General features: G+C 62.8%; 12 protein-coding genes and 1 pseudogene. 8 read left to right on the top strand and 5 right to left on the bottom strand.

The window, feature by feature from the left end; all coding sequences use genetic code 11:
• Positions 1-109 precede the first annotated feature (109 nt).
• Together AC07TV_RS00915 and AC07TV_RS00910 are read left to right on the top strand one after the other, a co-directional pair.
• A complete protein-coding gene (locus AC07TV_RS00915) occupies positions 110-880 on the top strand; it encodes a phosphate/phosphite/phosphonate ABC transporter substrate-binding protein (RefSeq protein ID WP_494646512.1) in 771 nt (256 codons plus the stop codon).
• Entirely contained in the window at positions 877-2,868 is a 1,992-nt protein-coding gene (locus AC07TV_RS00910) for a putative bifunctional diguanylate cyclase/phosphodiesterase (RefSeq protein WP_494646511.1), read from the top strand. Before AC07TV_RS00915 ends, AC07TV_RS00910 begins: the two co-directional genes overlap by 4 nt.
• A gap of 24 nt (positions 2,869-2,892) precedes the next feature.
• Here AC07TV_RS00910 and AC07TV_RS00905 read toward each other — a convergent pair whose 3' ends face one another.
• Positions 2,893-3,315: a YqaA family protein gene (locus AC07TV_RS00905; protein WP_494646510.1), complete on the bottom strand. Its 423-nt coding sequence runs from the start codon at positions 3,313-3,315 to the stop codon at positions 2,893-2,895.
• 38 nt (positions 3,316-3,353) lie between these two features.
• Here AC07TV_RS00905 and ilvA point away from each other — a divergent pair, with 38 nt between their 5' ends.
• A complete protein-coding gene (gene ilvA, locus AC07TV_RS00900; protein ID WP_494646509.1) occupies positions 3,354-4,886 on the top strand; it encodes a threonine ammonia-lyase, biosynthetic in 1,533 nt (510 codons plus the stop codon).
• Between the two features lie 67 nt (positions 4,887-4,953).
• Here the strand turns inward: ilvA and AC07TV_RS00895 are convergent, their stop codons facing one another.
• A complete protein-coding gene (locus AC07TV_RS00895; protein WP_494646508.1) occupies positions 4,954-5,280 on the bottom strand; it encodes an AzlD domain-containing protein in 327 nt (108 codons plus the stop codon).
• Complete coding sequence (locus AC07TV_RS00890; protein ID WP_494646507.1) at positions 5,277-6,011, bottom strand: AzlC family ABC transporter permease; 735 nt, start codon at positions 6,009-6,011, stop codon at positions 5,277-5,279. Before AC07TV_RS00890 ends, AC07TV_RS00895 begins: the two co-directional genes overlap by 4 nt.
• Before the next feature lie 233 nt (positions 6,012-6,244).
• Between AC07TV_RS00890 and AC07TV_RS00885 the strand changes: the two genes are divergently transcribed.
• Positions 6,245-7,294: a nucleotidyltransferase family protein gene (locus AC07TV_RS00885; protein WP_494646506.1), complete on the top strand. Its 1,050-nt coding sequence runs from the start codon at positions 6,245-6,247 to the stop codon at positions 7,292-7,294.
• 116 nt (positions 7,295-7,410) lie between these two features.
• Here AC07TV_RS00885 and AC07TV_RS00880 read toward each other — a convergent pair whose 3' ends face one another.
• Positions 7,411-7,839: a hypothetical protein gene (locus AC07TV_RS00880; RefSeq protein ID WP_494646505.1), complete on the bottom strand. Its 429-nt coding sequence runs from the start codon at positions 7,837-7,839 to the stop codon at positions 7,411-7,413.
• A 366-nt stretch (positions 7,840-8,205) separates the two neighbouring features.
• On the opposite strand from AC07TV_RS00880, the pseudogene AC07TV_RS00875 reads away from it, so the two are divergent.
• The 4 genes and pseudogenes from AC07TV_RS00875 to AC07TV_RS00860 form a co-directional block, all read left to right on the top strand.
• A pseudogene (locus AC07TV_RS00875) lies at positions 8,206-8,343 on the top strand (sulfate ABC transporter substrate-binding protein); the annotation flags it as partial.
• 83 nt (positions 8,344-8,426) lie between these two features.
• A complete protein-coding gene (cysK, locus tag AC07TV_RS00870; protein WP_494646504.1) occupies positions 8,427-9,359 on the top strand; it encodes a cysteine synthase A in 933 nt (310 codons plus the stop codon).
• Entirely contained in the window at positions 9,356-10,486 is a 1,131-nt protein-coding gene (locus AC07TV_RS00865; protein ID WP_494646503.1) for a MalY/PatB family protein, read from the top strand. Before cysK ends, AC07TV_RS00865 begins: the two co-directional genes overlap by 4 nt.
• Complete coding sequence (locus AC07TV_RS00860) at positions 10,483-10,773, top strand: hypothetical protein (RefSeq protein WP_494646502.1); 291 nt, start codon at positions 10,483-10,485, stop codon at positions 10,771-10,773. The genes AC07TV_RS00865 and AC07TV_RS00860 overlap by 4 nt, the downstream gene beginning before the upstream one ends.
• On the opposite strand, the gene AC07TV_RS00855 is transcribed toward AC07TV_RS00860, so the two are convergent.
• Complete coding sequence (locus AC07TV_RS00855; RefSeq protein WP_494646501.1) at positions 10,754-11,335, bottom strand: 5-formyltetrahydrofolate cyclo-ligase; 582 nt, start codon at positions 11,333-11,335, stop codon at positions 10,754-10,756. The genes AC07TV_RS00860 and AC07TV_RS00855 overlap by 20 nt on opposite strands.
• Positions 11,336-11,342: the final 7 nt, after the last annotated feature.

Raw genomic sequence — 11,342 nt, 5'->3', positions numbered from 1 at the left:
TGAGGGGAGTAAAATATTCCAAAAGTTATAGGTATTCTAAATGCATCGGCGACACATCCTCAGATGGCTAGGCATTTTGCCCTTCACGCGGAGCTTGCTGGCGGAAGGAGTGGAGTCCCGTCCGCTTCGTCTGGGCATCATGCCCTTCAATTCGACGCTGGCGCTGTTCAAAACGCATCAGCCCTTGCGCCAATATTTGCAGATCGAGTTGGGGCGGCCGATCGAGCTTTTTACCGCCGCGGACTACTTCACCTTTCTCAACAGCTCGCTGGCCGGCGAATACGACCTTTTGATCACCGGTCCACACTTCGGCGTAATGTGCCTGCAGTCCTACGAAGCACTGGTTCGCTACAAGGCTGTACTACAGCCGGTCTTCGTCGTTCGTCCGAACTCCGGCATCCGTTCTCTAGACGACCTGAGAGGCAAGCGCATCGGGCTGTCCAGCCGGCTTTCGATTTCCTCGATTGGCGGGGTCAAATGGTTGCTCGACCACGGCATGCAGATGGGCCGCGATTACCAGTTGTTCGAACGCGCTACCCATGGCGCCGCTGTCGCCGCCGTGGCTGTCGGCGAGCTGGATGCCGCCCTGACGACACACACCCCGCTGCATCAGGTGCCGGAGGATGTCAGGGCCAAGGTCAGCATTCTGCCCATCGACGTCAGCGTCCCGCATTTGATGACGCTCGCCCACCATCGACTGGGCAAGGCCGAGCTCAAGCGGGTTCGCGCTGCATTGCTCAAATTCGGAACCACCGCGCAAGGCCAGGCCTTCTTCCGCGACACCGGCTATGAGGACTACGCGGCGATTACGCCCGAGGACCTCGAGTCGCTCGCCCCCTATGTCACGCTGTCCAAGGCTCTGCTCGGGCACCCGTCATGATGTTCAATATCCGGCGTTCGCTGCGGGCCAAATTGCTGCTCGCCAGCGTCATGATCGAGGCGCTGATGCTGGCGTTGCTGGTCAGCAACAGCGTACGCCTGATCGAGCACCATCTTTCCCAACAACTCGATGCGCGCGTCCAGGCTGTCGAGCTGGCCTACAAGACGGCTGTTGCGGTACCGCTGGCCTCCCGGGACTACGCCACCTTGCGCGACATTCTCGATGGCTGGCGCAAGGCCTCCGACATCACTTATCTGGCGGTCACCGATCCTGATGGCCGCATCCTCGCCTCGTCCGGGTGGCCGCCTGGCGAGGCCTTGCCGCTGATCAACCGGAGCGAGGGGCAGATCCGGCACGTCCGTTTTCCCGTCGACTACCTTGGCCAGATCTACGGTCACATCCATTACGGCATGTCCACCGCCTTCATGGACAAGGCCTCGGCCGAATTGCTCTGGCAGAGCGGCCTGATCGCGCTGGCCGAAATTGTCCTGTCGCTCGTCTTGCTGTCGATCATTGGCTACCTGCTGACCCGGCATCTGGTCACCCTGGCCAAGGCCAGCATTAACGTGGCCAATGGGCATTACGAAGAGCGCATGGCGATTTCCGGCAAGGACGAGGTTGCGATCCTCGCGCAGAACTTCAACATGATGACCGACGCCGTCAAAGCGCGCATTGCCGATCTCTCGTATCAGGCCAACCATGACTCGCTGACCGGACTGTTCAATCGACGCGCCTTCGAGACTCATCTCGAAACAGTTCTCAAAAGTGAAGACTTGGAAGAAGATCCGGCGACCCTGCTTTACCTCGACCTCGACCAGTTCAAGGTCGTCAACGACACCTGTGGCCACGCCGCCGGCGACGAACTTCTGATCCGCCTGACGCGGATGATCGAAGAGCGCTTTCCCTACGGTTTCCTTGCCCGGCTGGGCGGTGACGAATTCGGCATCGTCATGCGCAACAGCAGTCCGCAGGAAACCATACACCGCGCCACCCAGTTGATCGCCGAGATCTGCGCTTTCCCGTTTTTCTCGGATGGTCGCAGCTTCCGGCTCGGCGCGTCAATTGGCGTCGTGCGCTCCGGCCCCGACATGATGAGCGTGACCGATCTGCTGATCGCTGCCGACACCGCCTGCTACGCCGCCAAGGAAAGAGGGCGCAATCGCGTCGAGATCTACACCCCGAGCGACGACTGGTATCGCCAGCGCAGCGAAGACTTCCGAACCATGCCGCAACTGACGAGGGCCATCTCGGAAGGGCGCTTCTTGCTCTTTCACCAGCGTCAGGAACCGCTGAAGCCCGGGCTGCCGGTCACCGCTGAAGTGCTGCTCCGCCTTTCCGACCCGCTCGGCAAGATCAATTCGCCGAGCCGCTTCATCGCCACCGCCGAGCGCTATAACCTGATGCCCTACATTGATCGCTGGGTGGTCGAGAACGTCTGTCAATACATGAGCGACTGGCAAAAGAGCGGCCAGCCGTTTCCGTTCCGCCACCTTGCCGTCAATGTCTCGGGCGCCAGCCTGAGCCTCAACGATTTCCCGGCCTTCGTCCGCCAGCAGATCGAACAGCATGGCATCGACCCCGCCATGCTCTGCTTCGAGATCACCGAAAGCTGCGCCGTCGCCAACCTCGGCCAGGCACTCGAATTCATCGAGCAAATGCATGCCATTGGCGCCACGCTGGCCCTCGACGACTTTGGCAGCGGGCTCTCGTCATTCGCCTACCTCAAACGGTTCAAGATCGATTTCCTGAAAATTGACGGCATGTTCGTCAAGAATATCGACCAGGATCCCCGCGACTACGCGGTCGTCGAAGCCATCGTGCAACTGGCCCGCGCCCATGATCTGATCACCGTCGCCGAATACGTCTGCAACGCCACCGTCGACCGCATCGTTCAGGAAATTGGCGTCGACTACGCTCAGGGCTTCGTCCGCCACGTGCCGGAACCGCTGCCTAAAGTACCCGACCCCCGAGTCGCCGGTGGCACATAGCGCCAGGCACCAACATCCGCACCATCAACTCACCGCCGTCTGGGCAACCAGCCAGTAGCGGGCCCACTTGCCGATCGCCATGAACAGGCAGCAGGGCAGCCAGTGCAGCCTTAGCCAGCCGGCGGCAAGGCACAACGCATCGCCAATCACCGGTGCCCAGGCGAGCAGCAAGGTGGGGCTGCCCCAGCGTTCCAGCTTGTCGCGATGCGGCAGGTTTTCGAGTTTTTGCCAGCGCGGCAGGTAGCGGCCGCACCACCAGGAGGTCATGCCGCCGGCCGTATTGCCGAGCGTGGCGAGCATCAGCGCCGGGCCGTACTCTGCCGGATGCAGGCGCAAAAAGCCCCACAGCAACGCCTCCGAGCCGCCGGGCAGCACCGTGGCCGAGAGAAAACTGGCCGCCAGCAGGCCCCAGAGACCGCTTTCCGCCGTGACGTTTAGCCACTCCACCCGTAGAATCTCCCTTTTGCCTTAATGAGTTGCGCCAAATGCACCCGGATTATCTCGAAAAAGTTCTCAACGCACAGGTTTATGACGTGGCTATCGAAACGCCGCTCGACCTGGCCAGCAACCTTTCCGCCCGGGTCGGCAACAAGATTATTTTGAAGCGCGAGGACATGCAGCCGGTGTTTTCCTTCAAGCTGCGCGGCGCCTACAACAAGATCGCCAGTCTGTCGGCCGAAAAACTGAAACGCGGCGTCATTTGCGCCTCGGCCGGCAATCACGCCCAGGGCGTCGCACTGTCGGCGAAGAAGCTGGGTTGCCGGGCCGTCATCGTCATGCCGACCTCGACGCCGGGCATCAAGATCGATGCCGTGCGCTCGCGCGGCGGTGAAGTCGTGCTGCATGGCGATTCCTATGATGAAGCCTACGCCCACGCCATCGAACTCGAGAAAACCGAGAAGCTGACTTTCGTCCATCCCTTCGACGATCCGGAAGTGATCGCCGGGCAGGGCACCGTCGCCATGGAAATCCTGCGGCAGCACTCGCGCCACAACGGCCCGATCACCGCCGTCTTCTGCGCCATCGGCGGCGGCGGACTGGCCGCTGGGGTGGCTGCCTACATCAAGCGCCTGCGTCCGGAAATCAAGGTCATCGGCGTTGAAACCTTCGACGCCGATGCGATGAAGCAGTCGCTGGCTGCCGGCAAGCGCGTTCGCCTCGATCAGGTCGGCCTGTTCGCCGACGGCACCGCCGTCAAGTTCGTCGGCGAGGAAACCTTCCGCCTGTGCAAGGAATACCTCGACGAAGTCATCCTCGTCGACACCGACGCCATCTGCGCCGCGATCAAGGACGTCTTCGAGGACACCCGCTCGATTCTCGAACCGGCCGGCGCTCTCGCCGTGGCCGGCGCGAAAGAGTATGCCCGGCAGCACAAGCTCAAGGACAAGAACCTGATCGCGGTGACTTCCGGCGCCAACATGAATTTCGACCGCCTGCGCTTCGTCGCCGAGCGGGCCGAGTTCGGCGAACAGCGCGAAGCCGTCTTCGCCGTCACGCTGCCCGAGAAACCCGGCGCCTACAAAAAATTCCTGGCCCTGATCGGCAAACGCAACGTCACTGAATTCAACTACCGCTACCACACCGCCAGCGAAGCCCACGTCTTCGTCGGCGTCCAGGTTGCCGACCGCAAGGAATCGCTGAAGCTGGTCGACAGCCTGCAAAAGCACGGCTACCCGACGCTCGACCTGACCGATGACGAAATGGCCAAGAACCATATCCGTCACATGGTCGGCGGCCACGCCCCGGCGGTCTGCGAAAAGGGTATGCGCGAATTGCTCTACCGCTTCGAATTCCCCGAAAAACCGGGTGCCCTGATGAATTTCCTGACCCAGATGAGCGCCGGCTGGAACATCAGCCTCTTCCACTACCGTAACCACGGCGCCGACTACGGCCGCGTGCTGGTCGGCATGCAGGTGCCGCCAGGCGACATGGGGCAGTTCAAGGAATTTCTGACCAAGCTCGGCTACGCCCACTGGGACGAAAGTCAGAACCCGGCTTACAAGCTGTTTTTGGGCTAAGAAATCCCACCCGGTTGGCTTCCACGGTCAACCGGGAAAATGGCCCAAAATCTAAACTTCAGCATCCTCAGGCCAAGCAGGCCTGAACCACCCACAACGCCCCCATCCCCGCCGCTATCGTCGCCAGCACGCTGCGCGTCAAACGGGCGACCAGCAAAGCCACCAGCGCTGCCCACAACCGCGGGTTATCCGGCGTGGCATTGAGATTGCCGCCGATCATGAAAATCTCCGGCCCGATCAGGGCGCCGAGGATGGCCGGCGGCACGTAGCGCAAGACCGCCTCGATGCGCGGATCGTCCGGCAGGTGATGGCCGAAGGCAATGAAGGACAGGCGAATCAGGAAAGTCACCAGGCCGCAGGCCGCCATGGTCAGCAGCAGCATGGTCGTACTCACGGCTTTTTCCCGTCGAAGCGACGCATCAACAAACCGAATACGATGCCTACCCCGGCCGCCACCAGCAGGCCTAGCTTGTGCGGCAGAACCAACGCCGGCAGTACCACCGCCGCCGCAGCAATCGCTGCCCACGCATCGCTGCGCCGATGCACGGACAACACCAACAGGGCTATAAAAGTCAGGGCAATGGAAAAGTCGAGCGACCAGCTCTCGGGAATCGCCGCTCCGAGCAGGACTCCGGCCAGCGTCGACAACTGCCAGCCTGACCACAAGGTAAAGCCCGTACCACACAAAAACCAGTGACGATGCGCCGTCGCCGGGCCGTCGCGCAGGCGGCCAATCGCTGCGGCAAACGCCTCGTCGGTCAGCAGATAGGCCAACAACAACTTCCAGCGCCACGGCAGGTCGCGCAAATAGTCGGCCACCGCAGCGCTGTAGAGCAGGTGGCGCAGATTGACTACACCCACCGTCGCCACCATCACCGGCGGCGGCGTTGCTCCGCCCCAAAGCTGGGCGAACACCACCTGCGAGGAGCCGGCAAAAATCAGGGATGAACTGAGGACCACGGCCCAACCGGGCAAACCCGCCGCCAACCCGAGCACCCCGAAAATCAGCCCGAACGGCACCACGCCGAGTAGCAAGGGCAGCTCGGCGCGAACACCGCCAAGAAATTCGGCACGGGGAGAATCGTCAAACATCAGGTAGGGCAGGGGAATCGGCAAAGTCGCCATCCTAATCCATCGGCGCCAAGGCGTTGGTTTGGGCGGAAATTCGGGCAGTGAATTAAACAAGGAAGAGCCCACTCGGACCCGGTCAGCCATTTCAGTTTGGGTTGTTTTTCCCGGTTGACCGTGGCAAACCGGTCTTTTTGACCCAAATTACCCCATAACCGACAATTTCATTGGGTAACCATTTTCGACTGCATTATACTTACCCTACAATATTCTTTTTTATTGGGTAAGCCATGAAAACCCCGGCGCTCTTTCGCCCGAACCAGCCTGCTTTTCGCCAGCAATATACCGCGCTTAGAGAGCAGTCACTCACCGTTGGCGCCTTGCTACCCGGTACTCCGGGCACCTTGCAACTGCGCCGAGGCACCGGCTACGCCTACTGGTACCGGGTCTATTACCCGGTGCCCGGCAAGCAAGCCGAAACACTGGTCGGCCGGGAGGGTGATAGCGCGGCCGAAAACGCCATGCGGGCGCAAATGGATTTTGCCGAATCGACCGCCCGCCAGGTCAGCATGCTGCGCAAGCTCGGCTTTCACGTCGCCGACAAGGCCAGCGCCCGCGCTCTGGTCGAACTGCACAACCTCGGCGCCTTCGAAAGCGGGCTGCTGCTCGCCGGCAACCTCGGCTGCATCGCCTGGCTCAACGAACTCGGCGCCCGTCTTCGTCAACCTGCTGGCGAGCTGGCTATCCCGCCGTACCTTGAACTGTTGGCGCCTGAGGCTTTCCTGAGCCAGCCACTGGCCGCCACGCTCCCCCTCGGCGCCGCCCCCGAAGCCAGCGCCGAAACGGTAAACGACACCACGAACCCGCTTGCTCCCCACGCCGCCATCACCTTGCCCGGCCTGCCGGCCATGCCGGCTGACATTCTTGTTGCCGGCCCCCGCTTTGGCGCTGCCGTATCGACGCCCGGGCTAGCCTGGTCAGGCACCACCACGCCCGACCACGCCTACCTGCGCGCCGCCCCCGCGTCCGGCGCGCTGCTCGCTGGCGGGCACTGCATTCCCGTCCGCCTGCCGCAGGCTGCCCGGCTCGTCTGGCACCAGCTCTATGCCAGCCTCCGCCGCTCGGCACCGCGGGCGACAGTCGAACGTCGGCTGGCCCTCAGCCTCGCCGCCGTCCTGCTCACGCTGGACCCGTGGGCCATGCTCACCGCTTGGGAAACAGCACCGGCAGCCATCACCGAGCCGCTTCGCCCGCTGCGTGACAGCCTGCTGATCAGCGCCGCCGCCCACCCCGATTTGCAGGATCTGCTCGCCGATTGCCTGGGCACGCCCTCGGCCTGAGCCGGTGGCCGATTTCAATTTTCGCCACTTTTCCCGGTTGACCGTAGCAATCGCGCAGGAAAACCTTCAGCTACTGCTATGGCGTCCGCATCCCCGCAGCCAAGGCGGACGGAGGTCTACCGCTGCGCCAGATTTTTCGCCGCTGCGCCGCTCGTCACCTGCCGCCCCCAGAGCTGGTAGACCTTGCCGGTAGTCGAAAGTACGACAACGGGGCTGTAGTAGCTGTGGCGCATGATGGTCGAGTCGACTTCGATGCTGACCTGACCGCCCGCCCCACCCGTTACACCCAGTTGCGTCGGATTGAGGGTCATGACCATGCGGACGACAGCGGCTTCGGGCAGGACCGATAGCTGTTCGATGCGGACCTGGATACCTGGTGTCGGGTGCTCGTTTTTGTGCCCGTCAGGCCCGAGCTCAACATTGGCCACGCGCTGGCAGTCGCTGGCGCCATCGCAGGCAAGCAGGTAGAGATCATAGGCAGTGGTTGCCGCGTGCACCGGAGCGGCGAGCAAGGTGGCGAAACCAAGGGTGAGAAGTTTGCGCATCTCCGGATTCCTTTCAGCCTGGGCCATCCCGGGGTGGGGCTGACCTGCTCGGCATCGAGCCCATGACATGAGCCTGCCGAAGACGCCACAATGTCAGGGCGACAAGCGGCCGTCAATCAGCCAAACGTCATACGCAGGAGGTTCGCCACGAGCCTTCGCGGATAACGCCATACGCATTAATTCGCTTTGGTTATGTGTATGTCAAACTCAATTCGTTTTCAGAAAATTGACCGCAATCCAGGCTTCAGTCATCACAAAATTATTTCAAAGGACTGGAGTTCAGCATGTTCAAATTTAGCCGTTTTTCCCGGTTGACCGTGGGATTCACCCTGCTTTCCGGGGTCATCTCCATCGGCAGCGCCGTCGCCCTGCCTGTCCATCCTCGCCGAGCCACCGGTGGCCGTGGTGGACAAGGTGGTCGACACGCGCGGCACGCGGCTGACGGCGCAGAAGACCCATTTCACCGACGGCGGCACTTTCGACCAGATTTACCGGAAGAAATAGCACGATGCCCGCGCTGGCTGCTGCCCCACCCACGACAAGCGCAGACTCGCCTACAATCACTTATCCCCTTCCGGAGCCTTCCCATGAAAATCGCCAACGATGTCACTGAACTGGTCGGCAACACGCCGCTGGTCAAGCTCAACCGCGTCACCGCCGGTTGCGGCGCAACGGTTCTCGCCAAGCTGGAATTCTTCAACCCCGGTAGCAGCGTCAAGGACCGCATCGCGGTCGCCATGCTCGATGCCGCCCAGGCGGCCGGCAAGATCGGCCCGGATACCGTCGTCCTCGAGCCGACCTCGGGCAATACCGGCATCGGGCTGGCCATGGTCTGCGCGGCGCGCGGCATCAAATGCGCTTTCACGATGCCGGAAACGATGAGCCGCGAACGCAAGTTGCTGCTCAAGGCCTACGGCGCCGAGCTGATCCTGACCCCCGGACCGGACGGCATGGGTGGCGCCATCAACAAGGCGACCGAACTGGCCGCCGCCGACAGCCGCTATTTCATCCCGCAGCAATTTGAGAACCCGGCCAATCCGGCCGTGCACCGCAGCACCACGGCCCAGGAAATCTGGCGCGACACGGCCGGGCTGGTCGACATCTTCATCGCAGGCGTCGGCACGGGCGGCACGGTGACCGGGGTCGGCGAGGCACTCAAGGGCATGAACCCGAAGGTGCAGATCATCGCCATCGAACCCGACGCCTCGCCGGTGCTTTCAGGAGGCACCAAAGGCCCGCACCCGATTCAGGGCATCGGCGCCGGCTTCGTCCCGGCCGTGCTCAACACGGCCATTTACGACGAGGTGATCCGCGTCAAGAACGACGACGCGCTGACCATGGCCCGCCGCATGGCAACCGAAGAAGGCCTGCTCGTCGGCATTTCCTCCGGCGCCGCCAGCTGGGCCGCGGTGGAAGTCGCCAAACGCCCGGAGAATGCCGGCAAGAACATCGTCGTCATTATTCCGTCCTGCGGCGAACGCTACCTGTCGACCGTGCTCTTTCAGCACCTCGAAGTTTGAGCCCGTTCGACCAGCCCATCGACCGGCGCCACTCCGACTCCATCAAATGGAGCAAGTACGCCGGGCGTGATGTCCTGCCACTGTGGGTCGCGGACATGGATTTCGCCGCGCCACCGGCCGTCATCGAAACCCTGCACCGGCGCATCGAGCACGGCGTCTTCGGTTATGGCGGACCGTGGCCATCGCTCACAGAGTCAGTGCTCGCTCACCTTGAAGGCGAATACCAGTGGCGAATTGAAGCCGAGTGGATCGTCTGGCTGCCGGGGCTGGTCACCGGGCTCAACGTTGCCTGCCGGGCCGTCGACGGCGAGATTTTGACGGCGACGCCGATCTATCCGCCTTTCCTCTCCGCCCCGCATTTCTCCGGCCGCAAACTCAACCGAGCCGAACTGGCGTGCACCGACGACGGCTGGCGTTTTGACCATGCCGCCTTGCAAGCTGCGCTGACGCCAGCCACCGATCTGTTCCTGCTCTGCCACCCGCACAACCCGGTCGGCCGCTGCTGGAGCCGCGATGAACTGCTCGAACTGGCCGCGCTGGCCGAAGCCAATGATTTCATCGTCTGCTCCGACGAAATCCACTGCGGCCTGATCCTCGACGCCGACAAGCGCCACATCCCCTTCGCCAGCCTGTCGCCAGAAGCGGCCAAGCGCAGCATCACGCTCATGGCACCGTCGAAAACCTTCAATATTCCCGGCCTCGGCTGCGCTTTCGCGGTGATTCCCGACGCCAGCTTGCGCCACCGCTTCGAGCACGCCATGCACGGCATCGTCCCGCACGTGAACGTCCTCGGGCTGGCCGCCTGCGAAGCGGCCTACCGCGACAGCGGCGACTGGCACCGCGAATTGATCGGTTATCTGCGCGGCAACCGCGATTTGGTGATTGCCACGGTCAACCGGGAAAAAGGGCCAAAAATGAAATCGGTCGAGGCCACCTATCTGGCCTGGATCGACGTCCGCGAGCTCGGGCTGGCCAGGCCCGCCGCACATTTCGAAGCGCACGGCCTCGGCCTCTCCGATGGCGCCGATTTCGGTGCACCAGGCTGGCTGCGGCTCAACTTCGGCTGCCCGCGCAGCACGCTCGAAGAAGCGCTCAAGCGATTCACCACCGCCTGCCGGGCCGCATGAACACCTACCTGCTGAGCCTCTATTTCCTGTTCGTCGCCGCCCTGAGCCAGGCGCTGATCGGGGGTTTTGCGCTGAAATCTTCGCTGCAGCGCGATCTGCCGCGCGAGCGCTGGCGCCTGTGGGTGGCATTAAGCATCGGCACGCTGCTCCTTGCCCTGCACCACAGTTACACGCTGAATCTCGCCCTGCAAACGGGACTTTACGATTTCCGCCAGGCCACGCTGGTCATGCTGGCCGGGCTGGCGACAAGCTTTGCCGTGTGGCAGCTCAGGCGGCTGAAATTTTGAAGCTGCCGGCCTCGGTGACGATCCAGTCGAGACGCTGATCGTGGTTTTCCGGCCGGATGCTGTCCAGCCGATTGATCTCGAAACCGACGCCAACGGCCAGCGGGCGAGGGGAGAGCGCGGCCAGCGTCCGGTCGAAATAGCCGCCGCCGTAACCAAGTCGATATCCGGCAGCATCAAAACCGTTGAGCGGCAGCAAAATCAGATCGGGCCGCACGAAATCACCAGCCACCGGCGTCGGAATCCCGTAGCGATCCGGCTCCAGCTGCGTTTCATTCGTCCACAGGCGGAAGGCCAGCGGCGCCTCCTCGACGACCACGACCGGCAGGGCTGCCTGCGCCCCGAACATCGCCCACCGTTCAACCACCGCCCGGACATCCGGCTCGTGCTTGATCGGCCAGCAGAATGCGACGACGCGGGGCACCGGCAAGGCGGCCAGCAAGTGTTCGACAATGCGCGCCGAGAGCCCGCCATGCTCCGCCTCGCTCAACGCCGCACGTCGCGCCACCATGTCGCGTCGCAATGCCCGGCGCCGGGCCGTGTTATCCTCGTTCGGTTCAACCATGGCACTA

The sequence above is a fragment of the Azonexus sp. GW821-FHT04F04 genome (genome assembly GCF_059420025.1).
Note: the sequence above shows the minus strand (reverse complement) of the source record. Positions and strands in the feature narration are given on the sequence as shown.

Bases quoted from the DNA above. Each gene is read 5' to 3' on its own strand.
- AC07TV_RS00910 (WP_494646511.1), top strand. From the start codon at position 877: ATGATGTTCAATATCCGGCGTTCGCTGCGGGCCAAATTGCTGCTCGCC.
- ilvA (WP_494646509.1), top strand. From the start codon at position 3,354: ATGCACCCGGATTATCTCGAAAAAGTTCTCAACGCACAGGTTTATGAC.
- AC07TV_RS00890 (WP_494646507.1), bottom strand. From the start codon at position 6,011: ATGGCGACTTTGCCGATTCCCCTGCCCTACCTGATGTTTGACGATTCT.
- AC07TV_RS00885 (WP_494646506.1), top strand. From the start codon at position 6,245: ATGAAAACCCCGGCGCTCTTTCGCCCGAACCAGCCTGCTTTTCGCCAG.
- AC07TV_RS00880 (WP_494646505.1), bottom strand. From the start codon at position 7,839: ATGCGCAAACTTCTCACCCTTGGTTTCGCCACCTTGCTCGCCGCTCCG.
- cysK (WP_494646504.1), top strand. From the start codon at position 8,427: ATGAAAATCGCCAACGATGTCACTGAACTGGTCGGCAACACGCCGCTG.
- AC07TV_RS00860 (WP_494646502.1), top strand. From the start codon at position 10,483: ATGAACACCTACCTGCTGAGCCTCTATTTCCTGTTCGTCGCCGCCCTG.
- AC07TV_RS00855 (WP_494646501.1), bottom strand. From the start codon at position 11,335: ATGGTTGAACCGAACGAGGATAACACGGCCCGGCGCCGGGCATTGCGA.